General features: G+C 68.7%; 20 protein-coding genes. 5 read left to right on the top strand and 15 right to left on the bottom strand.

What is annotated here, in order from left to right:
- The 7 genes from dxs to V7E09_RS03890 all read right to left on the bottom strand — a co-directional run.
- Positions 1 to 1,782 (bottom strand): 1-deoxy-D-xylulose-5-phosphate synthase (gene dxs, locus V7E09_RS03920; protein WP_324523035.1); only part of this gene is annotated, 1,782 nt, incomplete at its 3' end.
- Between the two features lie 74 nt (positions 1,783 to 1,856).
- On the bottom strand, positions 1,857 to 2,321 hold the full coding sequence (locus tag V7E09_RS03915; RefSeq protein ID WP_324509831.1) for a hypothetical protein: 465 nt from the start codon (positions 2,319 to 2,321) through the stop codon (positions 1,857 to 1,859).
- 77 nt (positions 2,322 to 2,398) lie between these two features.
- The gene (locus V7E09_RS03910; RefSeq protein WP_324509833.1) at positions 2,399 to 2,863 is read right to left on the bottom strand and encodes a hypothetical protein; all 465 of its coding nucleotides are present in this window, start codon (positions 2,861 to 2,863) and stop codon (positions 2,399 to 2,401) included.
- 75 nt (positions 2,864 to 2,938) lie between these two features.
- Entirely contained in the window at positions 2,939 to 5,767 is a 2,829-nt protein-coding gene (locus V7E09_RS03905) for an aconitate hydratase (protein WP_324509835.1), read from the bottom strand.
- Between the two features lie 75 nt (positions 5,768 to 5,842).
- Positions 5,843 to 6,019, bottom strand: coding sequence for a DUF6767 domain-containing protein (locus V7E09_RS03900; protein WP_324509836.1), 177 nt, complete (start codon positions 6,017 to 6,019; stop codon positions 5,843 to 5,845).
- 21 nt (positions 6,020 to 6,040) lie between these two features.
- Positions 6,041 to 7,219: a class I SAM-dependent RNA methyltransferase gene (locus V7E09_RS03895; RefSeq protein WP_324509838.1), complete on the bottom strand. Its 1,179-nt coding sequence runs from the start codon at positions 7,217 to 7,219 to the stop codon at positions 6,041 to 6,043.
- A complete protein-coding gene (locus V7E09_RS03890) occupies positions 7,212 to 9,242 on the bottom strand; it encodes an APC family permease (protein ID WP_324509839.1) in 2,031 nt (676 codons plus the stop codon). Before V7E09_RS03890 ends, V7E09_RS03895 begins: the two co-directional genes overlap by 8 nt.
- Positions 9,243 to 9,276: 34 nt before the next feature.
- Here V7E09_RS03890 and V7E09_RS03885 point away from each other — a divergent pair, with 34 nt between their 5' ends.
- Together V7E09_RS03885 and V7E09_RS03880 are read left to right on the top strand one after the other, a co-directional pair.
- Complete coding sequence (locus tag V7E09_RS03885; protein WP_324509875.1) at positions 9,277 to 9,924, top strand: potassium channel family protein; 648 nt, start codon at positions 9,277 to 9,279, stop codon at positions 9,922 to 9,924.
- Between the two features lie 24 nt (positions 9,925 to 9,948).
- The gene (locus tag V7E09_RS03880) at positions 9,949 to 10,647 is read left to right on the top strand and encodes a potassium channel family protein (protein WP_324509840.1); all 699 of its coding nucleotides are present in this window, start codon (positions 9,949 to 9,951) and stop codon (positions 10,645 to 10,647) included.
- 72 nt (positions 10,648 to 10,719) lie between these two features.
- Here the strand turns inward: V7E09_RS03880 and V7E09_RS03875 are convergent, their stop codons facing one another.
- From V7E09_RS03875 to V7E09_RS03860, 4 genes are read right to left on the bottom strand one after another with little or no spacing between them, the layout of a single operon-like run.
- Positions 10,720 to 11,070: an OB-fold nucleic acid binding domain-containing protein gene (locus V7E09_RS03875; RefSeq protein ID WP_324509841.1), complete on the bottom strand. Its 351-nt coding sequence runs from the start codon at positions 11,068 to 11,070 to the stop codon at positions 10,720 to 10,722.
- 8 nt (positions 11,071 to 11,078) lie between these two features.
- Positions 11,079 to 11,783, bottom strand: a complete 705-nt coding sequence (locus V7E09_RS03870) for a DUF3710 domain-containing protein (RefSeq protein WP_324509843.1) — start codon at positions 11,781 to 11,783, stop codon at positions 11,079 to 11,081.
- The gene (gene dut / locus V7E09_RS03865) at positions 11,780 to 12,286 is read right to left on the bottom strand and encodes a dUTP diphosphatase (protein WP_324509845.1); all 507 of its coding nucleotides are present in this window, start codon (positions 12,284 to 12,286) and stop codon (positions 11,780 to 11,782) included. The genes V7E09_RS03870 and dut overlap by 4 nt, the downstream gene beginning before the upstream one ends.
- A complete protein-coding gene (locus V7E09_RS03860) occupies positions 12,283 to 12,738 on the bottom strand; it encodes a DUF3093 domain-containing protein (RefSeq protein WP_324509847.1) in 456 nt (151 codons plus the stop codon). The genes dut and V7E09_RS03860 overlap by 4 nt, the downstream gene beginning before the upstream one ends.
- A gap of 86 nt (positions 12,739 to 12,824) precedes the next feature.
- Between V7E09_RS03860 and V7E09_RS03855 the strand changes: the two genes are divergently transcribed.
- The gene (locus V7E09_RS03855; protein WP_324509849.1) at positions 12,825 to 13,115 is read left to right on the top strand and encodes a DUF4235 domain-containing protein; all 291 of its coding nucleotides are present in this window, start codon (positions 12,825 to 12,827) and stop codon (positions 13,113 to 13,115) included.
- An 81-nt stretch (positions 13,116 to 13,196) separates the two neighbouring features.
- On the opposite strand, the gene V7E09_RS03850 is transcribed toward V7E09_RS03855, so the two are convergent.
- Positions 13,197 to 13,490 (bottom strand): DUF4193 domain-containing protein, encoded by a 294-nt coding sequence (locus tag V7E09_RS03850; protein ID WP_324509851.1) that lies wholly within the window; start codon positions 13,488 to 13,490, stop codon positions 13,197 to 13,199.
- Between the two features lie 256 nt (positions 13,491 to 13,746).
- On the opposite strand from V7E09_RS03850, the gene sepH reads away from it, so the two are divergent.
- Positions 13,747 to 14,688 (top strand): septation protein SepH, encoded by a 942-nt coding sequence (sepH, locus tag V7E09_RS03845; RefSeq protein ID WP_324509853.1) that lies wholly within the window; start codon positions 13,747 to 13,749, stop codon positions 14,686 to 14,688.
- A gap of 21 nt (positions 14,689 to 14,709) precedes the next feature.
- On the opposite strand, the gene V7E09_RS03840 is transcribed toward sepH, so the two are convergent.
- Genes V7E09_RS03840 through V7E09_RS03830 form a run of 3 tightly spaced genes read right to left on the bottom strand, consistent with a single transcriptional unit; the run spans position 14,710 to position 17,059 of the window.
- The gene (locus tag V7E09_RS03840) at positions 14,710 to 15,360 is read right to left on the bottom strand and encodes a thymidine kinase (RefSeq protein WP_324509855.1); all 651 of its coding nucleotides are present in this window, start codon (positions 15,358 to 15,360) and stop codon (positions 14,710 to 14,712) included.
- The gene (locus V7E09_RS03835) at positions 15,360 to 16,502 is read right to left on the bottom strand and encodes an alkaline phosphatase family protein (protein WP_324509857.1); all 1,143 of its coding nucleotides are present in this window, start codon (positions 16,500 to 16,502) and stop codon (positions 15,360 to 15,362) included. Before V7E09_RS03835 ends, V7E09_RS03840 begins: the two co-directional genes overlap by 1 nt.
- The gene (locus V7E09_RS03830; protein ID WP_324509859.1) at positions 16,499 to 17,059 is read right to left on the bottom strand and encodes a DUF5998 family protein; all 561 of its coding nucleotides are present in this window, start codon (positions 17,057 to 17,059) and stop codon (positions 16,499 to 16,501) included. Before V7E09_RS03830 ends, V7E09_RS03835 begins: the two co-directional genes overlap by 4 nt.
- Before the next feature lie 77 nt (positions 17,060 to 17,136).
- On the opposite strand from V7E09_RS03830, the gene V7E09_RS03825 reads away from it, so the two are divergent.
- Positions 17,137 to 18,171, top strand: coding sequence for an App1 family protein (locus V7E09_RS03825; protein ID WP_324509861.1), 1,035 nt, complete (start codon positions 17,137 to 17,139; stop codon positions 18,169 to 18,171).
- Positions 18,172 to 18,181: the final 10 nt, after the last annotated feature.

The following is an 18,181-nucleotide window of genomic DNA, read 5'->3' as shown; positions in this document are numbered from 1 at the left end:
CGCGATGAACTCCTGGGGGACGCCCAGGTTGCGTACCGGCGTCCAGACACCGGCGCGGCCGCACGCCAGCGCCAGCGCAGCGCCCAACCCTCCCGACACTCCGCCATCCTCCAGGGTGACGACCAGGTCGAAGTCGCGGCACAGCTCCACCAGCGCCTCGGGGACGGGCAGCGCCCAGACGGGATCCACGACGGTGACGGGGACTCCCTGGTCACCGGCGAGTCTCGCCGCTTCGACCGCCGTGTGCGCCAACGTGCCGTACCCGACCAGGAGCACCGTTGCGTCGGGCCGCGAAGCCAGGATGTCGACGCCTCCGCCATGCGACACCGCAGGGAGCGGATCTGGCAGCGGATCCTTGGAGTAGCGGATCACCGACGGGGCGTCCGTCAGGGCGACCGCCTCCTCCAAGGCGGACGCAAGCCGCGCCTCGTCGCGGGGCGCGGCCAGGTGCAGGCCGGGCACCAGGGCCATCAGCGAGGTGTCCCACATGCCGTGGTGGCTCGGACCGTCGGGGCCCGTGATCCCTGCACGGTCGAGGACGAAGGTGACGCCCTGACGGTGGAGGGCGATGTCCATCAGGACCTGGTCGAAGGCGCGGTTCAGGAAACTGGCATACAGGGCGACGATGGGGTGCAGCCCCGCGCTGGCCAGCCCGGCGGCGGACGTGGCTGCGTGTTGTTCGGCGATCCCGACGTCGAAGACGCGATCCGGGAAGGCGGCGGCGAAGTCATCCAGGCCGGTGGGGTGCAACATGGCGGCGGTGATGCCCACCACCTCGGGGTGGGCCGAGGCGACCTCGGTGACGTGCTGCCGGAAGGCGTCGGTCCAGGTGCGTCGCGGTGAGGAGGCCAGCGGCTCGCCGGTCTGCGAGTCGATGAGGCCGATGGCGTGGAAACGGTCCGCCTCGTCCTCCTCTGCCGCACGGAACCCCTTGCCCTTGACGGTGATGCAATGCACCAGCACCGGACCGCCGAAGTTCTTCGCCGACTCGAGCGCGCGCTCCACCATGGCCTCGTCGTGGCCGTCGATGGGTCCGATGTACTTCAGGCCGAGGTCGTTGAACATCCCTTGCGGCGCAAGGATGTCCTTCACGCCGGTCTTGAACCCATGCAGGACGTCGTACAGCGGCCCGCCGATGAGCGGCGCGGAACGGACGCGCTGCTTGATCTGCTTGAGTGTGGGTTCGTAGCGTCGGTCGGTCCGCAGCGTTGCCAGATGGGTGGCCAGGCCGCCCACGGTCGGCGTGTACGAGCGGCCATTGTCGTTGACCACCACCACGAGTTTGAGGTCGTCACCGACGGCGATGTTGTTGAGCGCCTCCCAGGCCATCCCGCCGGTGAGGGCGCCATCGCCGATCACCGCGACGACGGTGCGGTCCTCCCCGGTGAGGCGAAACCCCTTCGCCATGCCCTCGGCCCAGCTCAGGGAAGCAGTGGCGTGAGAGTTCTCGACCCAGTCGTGAGGGCTTTCGGCCCGATCGGGGTATCCGGACAGGCCCGCCTTCTTCCGCAGCCGGGGGAAGCCAGCCTGGCGGCCGGTGATGATCTTGTGGACGTAGCTTTGGTGGCCGGTGTCGAAGATGATCGGGTCGTGCGGGGAATCGAACACCCGATGCAGAGCGAGTGTTAACTCCACCACGCCGAGATTCGGCCCGAGGTGGCCGCCGGTGCGGCTCACGTTCCTGATCAGGAAGGCGCGAATCTCGTCGGCCAGCTGCGTCAACTGCTGCGCGCTGAGGGCTCGCAGGTCGCGCGGCCCGTGCACCGCATCGAGAAGGGACATAGGAACGATTCTAGGCTCCCCAGACGACAACGCCATCCGCCGGTGCTCCGCGCGCCGTCTGCCCAGGGTCGCGATCAGAGCTTCTTGACGAAGACCGCCCCCCGCAAGGCGTCCTCCACCAGGCCGACCTCCCGGCGCCGGCGGCGCAGCAATGCCTCTTGCTCATGCCAGGCGGCGAGGGCCGCCTCCAGCACAGGAGGTTCGACCAGCGGGCCGAGGCTGGCTCGAACCTCTCCCAGGCCGTCGTGGCAAGCGGTGAGCTGGGACTCCACGTAGGCCGTGGCGAAGCGCGCCAAGATGACGGGATGCCGCCTTAGCACCGGGTAGCCGCGATAATCGGCCGGGCAGCAATCCAGCAGGAAGGCGGCTGCGCTGGCCTCCCATTCGGGCGATCCTGGGGCTTGTACCTCGGTCGGCCAGCCTGGCGGGACGTAGGCCGAGGTGTGGTCGGGGAACCGGGTGCGCCCGGTGGGGCGGTACCCCTCCGCATGCCGAGCGAAGCCATGCGCCCCCCTCGGCGTCCACGCCATCTCAGCCATCGCCACCACCCCCATAGTTCGAACGCGTGTTCGATTGTAGGGTGGCGTTCGTCGACGGGCAATGCCCCGCCGACCGTCTACACCAGCAGCATCAGGACGGATCCGACGATGGCCAAGCCGAGGATCGCGACGAGCGCCCAGGTCAGCCACCTGGGCTGCCGTTCGCCGCGCCAGGTGACGCCGGCGGCCAGTAGGGGCGCCAGCAGCACCACCACCACGATCACTGCGGTTCCGGCGCCGTCGGCCCACAACGGCGTCGACAGCAAGATGATCGCCCCGACCCCCCACCAGGCGAATCCCAGCCGCAGGCAGTAGGCGGGCAGGGCGAGTGCCACCACCATCCCCAGCACCCAGCCGACGATGTTCCAACCGAGCTGGCACGAGGTGTCCTCGCTGGAGCACACCATCGATCCGAACGGGCTCCATCCGGCCCAGATCAAGGTGGCGACGAGCGCCGCGAGCAGAGTTCCCAGATAGGACCAGGCGATGCGGGCCCCGCCGGCGGGGGCCTCAGCCACCCGGATGCGTATCTGCTCGTCCATGCCGTCTCCTCCTAGAAATGCGTCACCCCGGCCAGTGTGCCCGGCCGGGGTGACGCGCGTGCGACGCAGCCGCGATCAGGCGGCCTGCCCCTGGGTAACCAGGTGCCGCAGCACGTACTGCATGATGCCGCCGTTGCGGTAGTAGTCGGCCTCGCCGGGGGTGTCGATCCGGACCACCGCGTCAAAGACGATCTGTGAGCCGTCGGCCTTGGTGGCGGTCACCCGCACCGTCTCGGGCGTGGTGCCCTCGTTGAGAGCCGTCACGCCGGTGAACGCGAACGTCTCCGTGCCGTCCAGGCCCAGGCCATCGGCAGATGCGCCCTCGGGGAACTGGAGCGGCAGGACGCCCATGCCGATGAGGTTGGAGCGGTGGATCCGCTCGTAGCTCTCGGCGATGACGGCCTTGACGCCCAGCAGCGAGGTGCCCTTCGCGGCCCAGTCGCGGGAGCTGCCCGAGCCGTACTCCTTGCCCGCCAGCACGACGAGCGGGATGCCTGCGGCCGCGTAGTTCACCGAAGCGTCGTAGACGAAGCTGACCGGGCCCTCGGGGAGGGTGAAGTCGCGGGTGAAGCCGCCTTCTGTGCCCGGCGCGATCTGGTTGCGAAGCCGGATGTTGGCGAAGGTGCCGCGGATCATGACCTCGTGGTTGCCGCGGCGCGACCCGTAGCTGTTGAAGTCCTTGCGTGCGACCCCGTGCTCGGTCAGGTACTTCCCGGCCGGAGTGTCGGCCTTGATGTTTCCCGCGGGGCTGATGTGGTCGGTGGTCACCGAATCACCCAGCTTGAGCAGCACGCGTGCACCGGAGATGTCGGTCACCGGGGCCGGCTGCTCAGGCATGCCGTCGAAGTAGGGGGGCTTGCGCACATAGGTGGACGCATCATCCCACTCGAAGATCTCACCGTCGGGTGTGGGGAGCGCCCGCCACTTGTCATCGCCGGCGAACACGTCGGCGTAGCGGCGCTCGAACATCTCGGCGCTGATGGAGCCGCCGATGACCTCCTCGATCTCCTCGGTGGTCGGCCAGATGTCCGACATGAACACGTCGCGCCCCTCGGCATCCTGGCCGAGCGGCTCCTGGGCCAGATCGATGTCCATCGTCCCAGCCAGCGCGTAGACGATGACCAGCGGCGGGGAGGCCAGGTAGTTCATCTTGACGTCAGGGCTGATCCGGCCCTCGAAGTTCCGGTTGCCCGACAGGACTGCGGTCACCGCGAGGTCGTTGTCGTTGATCGCCTGGCTGACCTCGGGAATGAGCGGGCCGGTGTTCCCGATGCAGGTCACGCAGCCGTACCCGACGGTGTTGAAGCCCAGGGTGTCCAGGTACTGCTGCAGTCCGGACTTCTCGTAGTAGTCGGTGACGACCTTGGAACCGGGCGCCACGGTGGTTTTCACCCAGGGCTTGGGACGCAGCCCCCGCTCGACCGCCTTCTTCGCCACCAGCGCCGCCCCCAACATGACCGAGGGGTTGGACGTGTTGGTGCAGGAGGTGATCGATGCGACGGTGACGGCGCCATGATCGAGTTCGAACGTGGTGCCGTCGGCGAGCGTGACCTGGGTCGGCTTCGAGACGCGTCGTGGAAGCGTGCCGGTGACGGCCAGCTCGTGGTCCGGGGCCGGGGAGTCGTCGATCTGGCCAGGGTGCACCGCGATGGGGTCGGACGCGGGCATGGTCTCCGCGACGGATTCGTCGTAGCCGACGAGTTCCTCGGGGGCACCCGCATAGCTGGGCAGCACCTCGCGGAACGCCGCCTTGGACTCCGACAGCACGACCCGGTCCTGGGGACGCTTCGGGCCGGCGATGCTCGGCACCACGGTGGACAGGTCCAGTTCCAGGTACTCCGAGTAACGCGGTTCGACGGCGGGATCGTGCCACAGACCCTGCGCCTTGGCGTAGTCCTCCACGAGGGCGATCTGCTCGGTCGAACGGCCGGTGAGGCGCAGATAGTCCAGCGTCTTGTCGTCGATGGGGAAGACGGCGATCGTGGAACCGTACTCGGGGCTCATGTTGCCGATCGTGGCGCGGTTGGCCAGCGGCACCTCGGCGACCGAGGGGCCGTAGAACTCGACGAACTTGCCGACGACCTTGTGGGCGCGCAGCATCTCCGTGATCGTGAGCACGAGGTCGGTCGCGGTGACGCCGTCGTTCAGCTTGCCCGAGAGCTTGAAGCCGACCACGCGCGGCACGAGCATCGACACGGGCTGGCCCAGCATGGCCGCCTCCGCTTCGATGCCGCCCACGCCCCAGCCGACGACGCCGAGGCCGTTGACCATGGTGGTGTGGGAGTCGGTGCCCACGCAGGTGTCGGGGTAGGCCTGGAGCTCGCCGTTGACCACACGCGGGAAGACCACGCGGGCGAGGTTCTCGATGTTGACCTGGTGCACGATCCCGGTGCCCGGGGGCACGACCTTGAAGTCGTCGAACGCCGTCTGGCCCCAGCGCAGGAACTGGTAGCGCTCGCGGTTGCGCTCGTACTCGACGTCCATGTTGAGGCTCATCGCCTGGTCGGTACCGAAGAAGTCGGCGATGACGGAGTGGTCGATGACCATCTCGGCCGGCGAGAGCGGGTTGACCTTGGCCGGGTCGCCGCCGAGTTCGGCGACGGCCTCGCGCATCGTGGCGAGATCGACGACGCAGGGAACGCCGGTGAAATCCTGCATGATCACGCGCGCAGGCGTGAACTGGATTTCCTTTGAGGGTTCTGCGGTCTCGTCCCAGCTGCCCAGCGAGGCGATCTGCTCGGCGGTGATGTTCGCCCCGTCCTCGGTGCGCAGGAGGTTCTCCAGCAGTACCTTGAGGCTGTAGGGCAAGGTGTCCGCACCCTCCACCTTCGTGATGGAGAAGATCTGGTAGGGCGTGCCGCTCGATGTGAGCTCGGTCTTCGCCCCGAAGCTGTTGACGCTCATGGTCTGCCTCCTGGTCGGCGTTCAGAAAATTATCTCGACGTCGAGATAATAGCGTATCTCCGGTCCCCGGGGGGATCAGTGGCGCGCACGCCGTTCCGCCTGTCGGCGTTCGGCGTAATCCTCGCGCAGGTCCTCGTCGGTCATCATCAGATACACGAGCCCGCAATTCTGCGGCCCATCCGCCCCCGGGAAGCACAACGAGCACTTGTCCTGCGGACGCAACGGGCAACGGGCCTCAACCTGGCTAGCCATCATCCCTCCTGCGACCCGAGCCTACTCTGCAGCGAGCAACGCCACGCATTCCACATGGTGGGTCTGCGGGAACAGGTCGAACGCACGCAACGACGTCAGCCGGTAGCCGTGGCTGGCGGCGGTGGCGAGATCGCGGGCCAAGGCCGCGGGGTCACACGCCACATAGGCCACGGCCCGCGGACGCCTCGCCGCGATCTGCTCGATCACGGCCGCCCCTGCGCCAGTGCGCGGCGGGTCGGCCACGATCAGGTCGACGCGGGATGGGAGGGTCGAACCCCGGCGTCCGTGGGCGCGGGACCGGCCCAGGATCCGGGCGACGTCCCCGGCGTGAAACCGGGCCTGCGGCACATTGCCGGCGGCTTGCTCGACCGCGGTTCTCGCGCCCTCGACACCGGTCACGATGACCCCGGCATCGGCGAGCGCGCCGGCGAACAGCCCGACGCCGCAGTACAGGTCCAGGGCGCTCTCGCCTGGCCGGGGCGCCAGTCCTTCCAGCACTGCGGCAACGAGGGTGTCGGCGGCCTGCGGGTGCACCTGCCAAAAGCCGTCAGCGCGCACGTCCCACCTGCGGCCCGCGGCGGATTCCTCGACGACGCGCGGATCACCCGGAGCGACCCACACCGCCCCGGATGTCGCCACGGCTCCGACCACCTCGGCGCCCTCGGGGGCGTCGGCCGGAACACGCGCCAGGGGCCCGACGGCGATCAGGCAGCCGTCGTCCGGCAGCGCGACAACGTCGTGTGAGCGGCTGCGACGCAGGCCCCACGTGGGCGAGGGTGTGTCGGCACGGTGGTACCGCATCCGCGTCCGCCACCCCCACTCGTCGGGCTGTACCGCTTCGACCTCACCGTCCCACGCCACCCCGGCCAGGCGTCGCAGTTGCTCAGCCACCACCTGCCGCTTCAGTTCGCGCTGCTGAGGCACCCTCACGTGCTGGAAGTCGCACCCGCCGCAGTCGGCGGAGACGACGCAGGGCGGGGAGATGCGCTCCGGACTGGGCTCGGTGACGCTCACGGCGTCCCCGAAGGCGTGCCGCTTGGCGAGCCCGGTGACACGCACGTCCGCGGTCTCCCCCTCGAGCGCATGGCGGACGAAGATCACCCTGCCCTCATGACGAGCCACCCAGTGGCCGCCGTGCGCAACGGGTCCGATGGCGACTCCGCGCAGGATGTCCCCCACCTGCCAGGACGCCTCACTCACCCTGGTTGGACCCCGAATGGACGGTGCCGGTGCCGGGACGGCGCCATGCGGCCCGTTCCCGGCGGACCACCCGGTCGATGGCGTGCCGCGAGGAGGCCAGCTGATACGGCACCGCCGCGGTGATGACCCCGCGGACAAAGGCCAGCCGCGCCTTGATCAGCAAGCTCGTCTGGTTGTGCAGCAGTCGCTCCCACCAATGACCCACGACCAGTTCGGGGACATAGACCATCACGACATCGCGCGGGTTCCCGGAGCTGATCCCCTTGATGTAGCGGACAAACGGCCCGACGATCTCCCGGTAGGGGCTGGCGATGATCTTCAGCGGAACCCCTGGGTCGAGCACCTCCCACTGCTGGCGGATCTCCCGGGTGTGGTCGTCGTCGGCCGCCACCGTCACCGCCTCCAGATTGTTGGCGCGGCTGGCGCGAGCGAACGTCACCGCTCGCATCGCCGGCTTGTCGAGGTCGGTCACGAGGACGACGGCGTGCACCCGGCTGGGCAGCAACCGGGCATCGGAAGGCGACAGCGCCGTCTCCCGCTCCACCTGGGCGTAGTGGCGGCTGATGAGCTTCATCACGACGAACAACACGGCCATCGCGAGGATGGCCAGGTACGCGCCGTAGATGAACTTGGACGCCAAGACGATGATCAGCACCGTCCCGGTGAAGGTGAGCCCGATGGCGTTGATGACGCGGGAGCGCTGCATCCGGCGGCGGGCGGCGGGATCGACCTCGGTGGCCAGGTGCCGTGTCCAGTGACGCAGCATGCCGAGCTGGCTGACCGTGAAGGACACGAACACGCCGACGACGTAGAGCTGGATCAGCGCGGTCACGCTGGCGTTGAAGGCCAACACCAGCCCGACGGCGGCCAGTGCCAGCAAGATGATGCCGTTGCTGTACGCCAGCCGGTCGCCACGGGTGTACAGCGCCTTGGGGAGGAAGCCGTGCCGCGCCAGGATCGAACTGAGCACGGGGAAGCCGTTGAATGCCGTGTTGGCGGCGAGGAACAAGATGATCATCGTCATGGCGATGACGAACACGAAGCCGACGGGGAACCCGCTGAAGACGGTCGCGGCCAACTGCGCCATGATCGTCTCCTGGTGGTCGGTCACCCGGACCCCACCCTGGGTGAAGAAGACCCCGGAATGCTCATCCACCATCTTGGCGCCGGTGAGGTTGGCGAGCGCGATGATCCCCGTGAGCATCGAGATCGCGACCACCCCCAGCAAGGCGAGCGTGGTGGCGGCATTGCGGCTCTTCGGCTCCTTGAACGCGGGGACGCCGTTGGAGATGGCCTCGACGCCGGTGAGGGCCGCCGATCCGGAGGAGAAGGCGCGTGCCAGCACGGCGATGAGTGCGAAGCCGGTGAGCTGCGAATAGTAGGGGTCCCCCACTACATCGAATCCAGCGGTCGGCGCGGCCAACGGCTCGCCTATCACGAAGATGCGCACGAGCCCGACGACGATCATGCCCAGGACGGCGGCCATGAAACCGTAGGTGGGGATCGCGAACAGGGTTCCCGACTCGCGGGCGCCGCGGAGGTTGAGCCCCATCAGCATCAAGATGATGACGGCGGCGATGATGCCTTCGTGGCCCACCATGAACGGGAAGAGCGCCTTGGCGTTCTGGACCCCGGAGCTCACGGAGACGGCCACGGTGAGGATGTAGTCGACCAGCAGCGCGGACGCGACGGTGAGGCCCGCGTTGGGGCCGAGGTTCACGGTGGCGACCTCGAAGTCGCCGCCGCCCGAGGGGTAGGCGTGGACCGTTTGGCGGTACGAGAGCACCACCACGGCCATGACCACAGCCACCACGATGGCGATCTGCCAGGAGAACACGAATCCGGCCACGCCGGCCAGACTGAGCGTCAGGATGATCTCATCGGGGGCGTAGGCGACCGACGACAATGCGTCGGAGGCGAATACGGGGAGGGCGATCCTCTTGGGGAGGAGAGTCTCCCCCAGTTGGGCACTGGACAACTTGCGCCCGACCAGCACGCGCTTCAGGGCGTCAGCGACGTTCACGGGGGTACACTCTAGCCCCGTGCACATCGTGATCATGGGGTGCGGTCGCGTGGGTTCCTCGTTGGCCCGGGCGCTGGAGCGCCGAGGCCATTCGGTGGCCGTCATCGACCAGGACCCAGACGCCTTCCGTCGACTCGGCCCGGAGTTCCACGGCGCCACTGTCAAGGGCATCGGCTTCGACCGCAAGGTCTTGGTGTCCGCAGGCATCAAACAGGCCGACGGGTTCGCCGCGGTCTCCTCGGGTGACAACTCCAACATCCTCGCGGCGCGCGTCGTGCGGGAGACCTACGGCATCAACAATGTCGTCGCCCGGATCTACGACCAGGCTCGCGCCGAGGTCTACGAGCGACTCGGCATCCCCTCGGTCGCGACCGTGCGCTGGGCCTCAGATCAGGTGTTGCGCAGGCTGCTCCCCGAAGGTTCCGAACCACAGTGGCGGGACCCGTCGGGACAGGTCCGGCTGATCCAGGTGGGGGCGCACGAAGACTGGGTCGGTGCCCCGATCGGGCGGATCGAGGCGGCGCTGCACGCGCGCATCCCGTTCCTCACCCGGTTCGGTCAGGGGCTCGTCCCCGCCGACGACACGCTCCTCCAAGACGGTGACACTTTGTACGTGGCCTTGGCCAATGACGATGTGCCGCGCGTCGAGCAGGTCCTCTCCGAGCCCCCCGCCAAGCACTGAGCCCGTCCCACTAAGGAGTCACCCGTGCGCGTCGCCATCGCCGGGGCCGGCAACGTCGGCCGTTCCATCGCCCGTGAGCTGCTGGCCAACGGGCACAAAGTGCTGCTCATCGACCGCGACCCGCGGGCCATCAAGCCTGACAGCGTTCCAGGAGCCGAGTGGCTCCTCGCTGACGCCTGCGAGCTCGACTCCCTGGAGGAGGCCCGGTTGGACCGCTGCGATGTGGCCATCGCCGCCACGGGCGATGACAAGGCCAACCTGGTCAGCAGCCTGCTGTGCAAGACCGAGTTCGCCGTTCCCCGCACCGTCGCGCGGGTCAACCACCCCAGCAATGAGTGGATGTTCGACGACGTGTGGGGGGTGGATGTGTCGGTGTCCACGCCGCGCCTGATGAGCGCGCTCGTCGAGGAGGCCGTCACCGTCGGAGACCTGGTCCGGCTGTTCTCGTTCAAGGGCGGCAAGACGAACCTCGTCGAGATGACGCTTCCCAACGACAGCCCGATCATCGGCCACCGCATCGAGGATCTCGACTTCCCCGGGGATGCGGTCTTGGTGGCCATCATCCGGGATGGAAACGCCGCCCCGCCGCAGAACGATGGCGCACTCGAGGGCGACGACGAACTGCTCTTCGTGGCCAACCCTGCCCACGAACTGGAACTGGCCCACTACCTCGCTCCCGGGGTCGCCCGCGAGCGGGTCACCGACGACGAGGACGACGACTGAGCCCACCGAGCACGAGCTCGCGATGACGCAACGGCGGCGCCCCCTGCAGGGGGCGCCGCCGTTCGCCATGGCTTAGCGCAGTTCGTAGCGGGGGTTGTACATCCGCCGCTCGCCATCGACGACCGACACCCGGCCCTCCACCACGAGTTCGCGGCCCGCCTCGATGCCTGGGATCGCGTGGCGTCCCATCCAGATGAGTCGCACGTGCCCGGTGCCATCGGTGAGCTCCGCCTCCAGCCAGGCCGTCCGTCCGCGCGGGCGAACCGTCAAGACGTCGACGGTGCCGCGCAACGTCACCCTGCTGCGATCGGTGCAGCTGACCACAGAGTCGGCGCCGCTGTCGGACGCGATCTTCTGCCGGTCGGCGGAGGCCAGCTCATCGGTGGAGCGGACCAGTCCGCGCAACGCCTCACGTAAACCCATGATGACTCCTAGCCCTGCGGCGCCTGTCCCTCGGGGAAGGCCAGCTGGATGAGCTCGCCTGGTACGCGCGGCGCCTCGTCGCGACGCACGACGACGTTGCGGAAGAACTCGACGAACACGTCCGAGGGGGCGTCCTCGCCCTCGACCATCGCCGCCTGGCCCATCAACGTGCCGCGCAGCAGCCAGCGGGGTCCTTCGACCAGCCAGACCCGGGACACGTGGAAGAGCTGCTCCCCCTCCGGTCCGTCGACGGGCATGACGCGTCGTACCTCGGGACCGAACGGGCCAGATGTCTCCTGCGCGTGACCGCCACCCTGGGTGGCCTCCTCGATGATCTCGACGCGCAACTCGTCGGCCAGGTCGCCGCTCCGGGGCGCGGCGAACAAGGCCAGCTCCAGACCGGAATCCTCGAAGGTCGCCAGCAGCGCCTGAACGATGCCGGTGTCGGGGTTGCCGTGCAGTTGCAGCCCGAGGCCTTCGAAGGGGGTGATGATGAGCGGACCGAAGGTGATGCGTTGCACCTCGTCTGCCTCCAGTGCGACTTCCTCGTAGTCGAAAGGCCCGTCCAGGCGCGGATCGACGGGGTCCTGGACCTCGGCGGGATCCTGGTCCTCGTCAGGTTCGGCCGTGTCTTCGTCGACGGCGGTGGGCTCGTCCTCGAACGCCTCGTCATGTTCGCGCTTCTCGGCGCGCGCCTTGCGTCCAAAGATCACTGCGTATTCCCTCCGTCTGGCCCCGTGGGGTCCGTGGTATCGGACCAGTTCGCGATTCCGCCGGTCGAGCCGTGCCCGCCCTCGCCCCGGGCCGTCTCGCCCAGGTCGTCGGCCTCGTGGAACGTGGCTCTCCCGACGGGTTGGAAGATTAGCTGCGCGATCAAGTCCCCCCGTCGCAGTATCACCTGGCGGCTGGCGTCCGTGTTCAGCAGACAGACGCGTACCTCCCCGCGGTAGCCCTCGTCGATGGTCCCGGGGGCGTTGACGATCGTGAGCCCCTCGCGCGCGGCCAGACCTGAGCGCGGGTGCACGAAGCACGCCCACCCTGGCGGGAGCGCGATCGCCAGGCCGGTGCCCACCAGGGCCCGTTGGCCGGGCAGGAGGGTGATGTCCTCAGCCGTGGCGATGTCGGCCCCCGCGTCGCCGGGATGCGCGTACCGGGGAAGCGGGACGCCCGGGTCGAGCCGGCGGACGGCGACCCGGGGCGACCAGGCGGAGGTCACGAGGACGCCTGGGCGCGAGCCCGGTCGATCGCAGTGGCGAGCCGATGGGGATGTCGGGTGGAGAGAAGCCAATAGGGATGGGGATCGGCGTCGTCCTCGATCTCCACCATGACCGCTTCGTGCAGCCAGGGGCGCTGCACCACGAACGCCGAGGGTTGTGCTTCCGCACCGAGCAGCACGGACGTGCGATCACGGTCGAGTTCGGTGACCTCACCCACCCAGTGCCACTCGACCGCGCACGGACCCACGCGCAGTCCCGCATCGTCGACGGTGATCTCGGTCTGCCCAAACCAGGCCAGCGCGAGCCCGATCGCCACGAGGCTTACCAGGGCCGCACTCACCCCGACCCAGGGCCCGAACCACAGCCCCAAGGCCAAGAGCCCGGTGGTGCCGAAGGCGACACCCACCAGCCAATACCAGCCGGGGGTCGTCAAGCGCTCGCGGTACTCCACGCACCCAATCTATCGAATCGTCGCCTGGGGGCGGGCTAGGGTTGAGGCGAACGCGGCCGGCCGGGCCGCCGAGGGGGCAGGACAGCATGGACATCTCGCAGAAGGTGGTCTGGAACCTCTACTCGACGATCGTCGCCGTCGGCGCCGCAGCCGTGACGAAGAAGGCGGTGGAGAGCGCCTGGGAGTTCGTGACCGGCGAGGAGCCTCCCGAGCCGAGCGACCCGTCAGTCCCGACCGGGCAGGCGGTCGCCTGGGTGGTCGCGGTCGCGGTCGGCGCAGGCCTGTCCCAGGTGCTCATCAACCGCTTCGCCGCACGCCGGTGGAGCACCTTCACCGGCGAGGGACAGTCGTCCCGGCCGGTCAATCTGCGGCTCTAGACGTGACGAGGGCCTCCCCCAAGGGGAAGGCCCGAGGCGCCGCCGGCCGCATCGGCAAGCGGCGCCGCTCCGAGGGACGCGTCAGGCGCAGTCCACGCAGTACACGAGACCGTTGACCTCCTTGGCCACCTGGGAACGCTGCTTCACCAGGAAGCAGCTCGCGCACGTGAACTCATCCGCCTGACGCGGAAGGACACGGACGGTGAGTTCCTCGTGCGACAGGTCCGCACCGGGCAACTCGAAGGACTCGGCAGCCTCGACCTCGTCCTCGTCGACCTTGCCGGAGTTCTTGTCGTTTCGCCGGCTCTTGAGTTCCTCGATGCTGTCCTCGTTCTCCTCGTCATTCTTGCGAGGAGCGTCGTAATCAGTCGCCATGATGCCTTTCCAGCAGCGGACGGTAGGGGAATCTCGCCCGTGACCGACGAGGGATCCGAGGGTCCTTCGGCGCTCACGAGGCGCAGACGCACATATATCACACCCGTCAAGTCCTCCTCGGGGGAGTCGGGCATCAGGCGCGTGTCGTGGCTCACCAGGCAGCGGCGCAGGCAAGGTAAGTTACCTGGTACGACACCCATGGGTCCGTGTCGGGCGCCCTCAGCGTCCGAACGCCCGTCGATTCGGAGACAGATGTATGGACAGTGCCTTGAGACCACGCGACATTCAGGCGCGCATCCGCGCGGGTGAATCCCCCGCGGATGTCGCGGACGCCGCTGGCGTCCCGGTCGAACGCATCGCCGCCTTCTCCGATCCGGTGATGGCGGAGCGGGAGCATGTCGCCGGTCTGGCTCGCACCCACCCCGTCCGCCGTCGCGGCGAGACGACCACGCACCGCACGCTGCGCAACGCCGTCGCCGACACCTTGGCGGTCGAAGGCATCGACGCCGATGCGGCGTCCTGGGACGCCTGGAAGCTCAGCGATCGTCGCTGGCGGATCCGGGTCACCTACCCCGGCGACGAAGGACGCCGCACCGCCGACTTCGCCTATGACCAGATGGGGCGATTCAGCGTTGCCGATGACGATGAGGCCAAGCGGCTCATCGGGGACGTGCCCGCGGCCGACGACCTCGCGCTCGTGCGGGTGACGCAGGAACCGGCGGCCACCGTTCACGTGCTGCGCGACCCGGACCCGGTTGAGGAGCCGCTGTTCGTCGACGACGATCACGACGAGGACGACCTGGAGGCCGAAGACGCCTTCCACGAGGGCGACCTGGAGGAGGTCGACGGCGTCTACGACATCGTCGCCCCGCCGCGCGGCGACCTCGATGTCCTCTACGACATGCTGTCCAGCTTCGACGAGGACTCGGTCAAGATCTACGCGGGCTTGGTGCACCCCAAGGACGGCAAGCCGACCGAGGAGCCCGTCGTGGTCGAGGTGGAGGAGACGCTGACGCGCGAGACCACCCTCCACGTCTCCGAGCCGGTCGAGGAGAACGACGAGCCCGAGCAGTTGTCCCTGCTCGGTGAGGACGAGGACCACGAGACGCCCAAGCCGAAGAAGCCACGGCGACGTCGCGCGGCGGTCCCGAGTTGGGACGAGATCATGTTCGGGGCCCCACGAGCCGACGACCACTAGGGTCGGCGGGCCCTCCGGGCGTCAGGCCTGCGTGTCGTCGAACGGCAGCGGGTCCGGGGTCAGATCCATGCCGCCGACACTGGATGGCATCCGCAGTCGATGGTGGCGGCGGCACAGCACTTCGTACCGCACCACCGCTGCGGCATCCATGTCGCCGATCGCGATCTGATCCCCCTCCACCACCATGACCCCGTTCACGATGCGGGCGTTGTGGGTCGCCGGGGCGCCGCACCAGCACCGCGGACGGGCCTGCAGCATCTCGATCCGGTCGGCGAGTTCGACCAGCCGACGCGAACCGGGGAACAACTCCGTGCGGAAGTCGGTGAGGATGCCGAAACAGGACGCGTCGATCCCCAGTTCGTCCACGATGCGCGCCAGGTCGTTGACCTGGGCCTCGGTGTAGAACTGCGCTTCGTCGCACACGAGATAGTCCACGCGATGCCCGGAGGTGAGTTCGTCGGTGACGCGCCCCCAGAAGTCGAACGTGGGGGTCACCTCGATCGCCCTGGCGCTCAGCCCGATACGGCTGCTGATGACGGCCTCGCCGCCCCGGTCGAAACAGGTGAACAGCAACCCGCGGCGTCCTGCTGAGGCCTCCGTGTAGTCGACCTGCAGGGCCAGCGTCGACTTGCCGCAGTTCATCGGGCCGGTGAAGTAGATGAGCGCCGCCATCACGCCACCAGCAGCGGGACGCGGGTCTCCAGTTCGGTGAGCGACCCGTGCATCCCCACCAGTCCGAACTCCCTGGGCTGGCTTCGCGTCATGACGGCGCCGTCGTCGCGCATCGCGACGAGGACATCGCCGATCCTCGGGCCCATCCTCGGATCCATCGTGCCGAACCAGCCGGCGTCGATCGCCTCATCGCGGGTCAGCACCCAGGCGCGCTCCCCCATCGCCGCCGCCCAGCGTCGCTTCACCGCAGCCACATGGCGCTGTTCGGCGTACAACTGCCGCAGCCGACCCTCGCCGGCGAACAGCGTCAGGTCGTTGCCCAGTCCCGGGACGTCCTCAACGATCACCCAGCGCTGCTGCGGGGCGTCCACCATGCCGTGATCACCGGTGATCAGCAGCCGAGTATCGTCGGGCAGGCTGTCTCGGAGACGCGCCGCGAGACGGTCGATGCGGCGCAGCGCGGAGCGCCATGCGTCCGTCCGCCAGCCCTGGCCGTGGCCCGTGTGATCCAGGGACCGCTCATACAGGTAGACCAGGGAACGGCTACCGGAGGCGGCTGCATCGATCGTCCAGCCGATCCGCGCGTCATCGTCGGTCTCGTCGGGCACGGGCTGGAACCGGGCCCCCCGCAGAGCTGCCTCGGTGAGCCCGGTGCCCGCGAACCGCGCCGGGCTCACCGAGGTGAGGGTGACGCCGGAGCGAGCCAGCCGTTCGAACGCGGTCAGCCGGGGCTGGATGTCGTAGGCCGATAATCCGTCCTGCCACAGCAGGGCGTTGAGCAGGCCACCGCCGACGGGGTTGCGAAACGAATACCCGAGCATGCCGTGCTGGCCGGGGGTGAGACCGGTGCCCAGGCTCGTGATGCTGGTGGCGGTGGTGCTCGGGACGCCCGCGGTGAGCTGCCCCCCGGTGGTCCGCAGACCGCCCAGGAAGGGGGCTTCCTCGACCGCCTCGGCCAGGTTCAGGTCCCCCAGGCCGTCCACCAGCAGCAGGACCCAGCGGGAGGCCTCGGGCACCCCCAGGACGTTCTCCCAGCCGTCGACACCGAGGGAGGCCGCCAGCGAGGGGACGACGTCGCACAGAGCGTCGGAACCGTACCGGGGCACGACAGGGGCGGGCGCGAGCGCCTCCGAGGCGCTCACGCGGCCGCGCGCTGAAGCTTGGACGCGAACGTGATGAGGGCGAGAACGGCGTCCTCACCGTCGGCGGCGACGCTCATCCGGACCGTCAGGTCGTCGGCAACATCCTGGGCGGTCAGCCCGTGATCGGCGTCACAGGTGGGATCCCCGCAGGTGGCCGGCTCGATCTCGATGCGCCGGATCGCCCCCCAGTTGACGACGAGCCACGCCTCGGTGATCGTGCGGTCACCCCGACCGAACCGCTCCGGGTTCGCCGCTACCTGGGTGAGCGCGACCGAGGTGATCTTGCTTACGCCGAGCGCCTCCACCGTCGTCAGTGCCTGCGGCTGTCCCGGCTGCTCGCCGTCGTCGGTATGGGCCACGATGAACCGCGTCGGCGTCAGCACCAGCACCGTGATGTGCCGATGGAGCTCATGCGCGTTGAACGTCGCCTCGTGGTGAACCAGGGACGCCACCACCGGCTCGTCGTCGACCGCCTGCAAGACCGTCGCCGCCACGAACTCAGGAAAGTACCCTGCGGAGACGATCGCTGCGCTGAGATCGATCGGGAGTCTGGTCATTGCTCCATCTTCCCATGGCCCACGGGCGGCGCGACCCAGGTCGGGCTCAGCCGCGAAAACCGTTACGGTAGGACACCATGAGCAAACGGCCGTTCATCGCCGCTCGCTGGGAACTCTTCGTGGACCGGCGGGTGGAGCGATTCTTCCGAATGCTCGGCTGGCAGGAAAGGGTCATTCCCTACACCGCCTACGGCGACACCACGTTCGTCCGCGTCCTGGGGCGCGTGGTGCTTTCCCCGCCGTTCCAAGACAGCCAGCTCGGCAAGGCCACCGAGGAGTTCCTCAAGCGCCGCGGCTGGCGCAACTTCCTGACCACCCCTTGCGTCCACGCCCGCTACGTCATCCACCTCGACGGCACCCGCGTGACCGGGACGAGTGACCGGGGCGGGTACATCGACCACCGGATCCGCGATCATGACCTGCCTCCGGGCTGGCGCCAGGGAACCGTGGAGACCTCGTCGTCCGAGCCGGTCGGGTTCGAGGCGCAGATCGTCGGATCGGACCAGACCTTCGGCGTGATCTCCGACATCGACGACACCATCTTGACCACCATGGTGCCGCGGTTGTTCATCTCAGCCTGGAACTCGTTCTTCCGGCGCGAGGAGGCGCGCACCGCCGTTCCCGGGATGGCCGTCTTCCTCGACGACGTGCTCGCCCGGCGTCCCGGCTCGCCCGTGTTCTACCTGTCCACCGGCGCCTGGAACACCCATGCCTTCCTGACCCGTTTCATGCGCCGTCACCGGTACCCGCGCGGAGCCATGCTGCTCACCGATTGGGGTCCCACGAACACAGGCTGGTTCCGGTCCGGCCCTGAACACAAGCGCAGCGCCCTGCAGCAGCTCACGATCGATTTCCCCGGCATCAGCTGGCTCTTCGTCGGCGACGACGGGCAGCACGACCCGGCCGTCTACGGGGAGTTCGCCGCAGCGCACCCCGAGCACGTGACCGCGATCGCCATCCGGCAGCTCTCCCCCGCCGAGCAGTTCCTCGCCCATGGCACGATGGAACCGCTCGCGGTCGCTTCCGAGCATCCACGCGACATCCCCGTCTTCCGGGCACCGGACGGGCGCGGCCTGCGTCGCGTCCTGGATCGGTACCTGGGCCGCGACTGACGGCGGGCCC

The organism is Propioniciclava sp. (genome assembly GCF_036744435.1).
Taxonomy (GTDB): Bacteria; Actinomycetota; Actinomycetes; order Propionibacteriales; family Propionibacteriaceae; genus Propioniciclava.
This window is presented reverse-complemented; position numbering and strand designations above follow the sequence as displayed.

What these genes read in the sequence shown, in the direction of transcription:
- V7E09_RS03915 (WP_324509831.1), bottom strand. Translation starts at nt 2,321, where the DNA reads ATGGCTGAGATGGCGTGGACGCCGAGGGGGGCGCATGGCTTCGCTCGG.
- V7E09_RS03910 (WP_324509833.1), bottom strand. Translation starts at nt 2,863, where the DNA reads ATGGACGAGCAGATACGCATCCGGGTGGCTGAGGCCCCCGCCGGCGGG.
- V7E09_RS03905 (WP_324509835.1), bottom strand. Translation starts at nt 5,767, where the DNA reads ATGAGCGTCAACAGCTTCGGGGCGAAGACCGAGCTCACATCGAGCGGC.
- V7E09_RS03900 (WP_324509836.1), bottom strand. Translation starts at nt 6,019, where the DNA reads ATGGCTAGCCAGGTTGAGGCCCGTTGCCCGTTGCGTCCGCAGGACAAG.
- V7E09_RS03885 (WP_324509875.1), top strand. Translation starts at nt 9,277, where the DNA reads ATGGGGTGCGGTCGCGTGGGTTCCTCGTTGGCCCGGGCGCTGGAGCGC.
- V7E09_RS03875 (WP_324509841.1), bottom strand. Translation starts at nt 11,070, where the DNA reads ATGGGTTTACGTGAGGCGTTGCGCGGACTGGTCCGCTCCACCGATGAG.
- V7E09_RS03855 (WP_324509849.1), top strand. Translation starts at nt 12,825, where the DNA reads ATGGACATCTCGCAGAAGGTGGTCTGGAACCTCTACTCGACGATCGTC.
- V7E09_RS03850 (WP_324509851.1), bottom strand. Translation starts at nt 13,490, where the DNA reads ATGGCGACTGATTACGACGCTCCTCGCAAGAATGACGAGGAGAACGAG.
- sepH (WP_324509853.1), top strand. Translation starts at nt 13,747, where the DNA reads ATGGACAGTGCCTTGAGACCACGCGACATTCAGGCGCGCATCCGCGCG.
- V7E09_RS03840 (WP_324509855.1), bottom strand. Translation starts at nt 15,360, where the DNA reads ATGGCGGCGCTCATCTACTTCACCGGCCCGATGAACTGCGGCAAGTCG.
- V7E09_RS03830 (WP_324509859.1), bottom strand. Translation starts at nt 17,059, where the DNA reads ATGACCAGACTCCCGATCGATCTCAGCGCAGCGATCGTCTCCGCAGGG.
- V7E09_RS03825 (WP_324509861.1), top strand. Translation starts at nt 17,137, where the DNA reads ATGAGCAAACGGCCGTTCATCGCCGCTCGCTGGGAACTCTTCGTGGAC.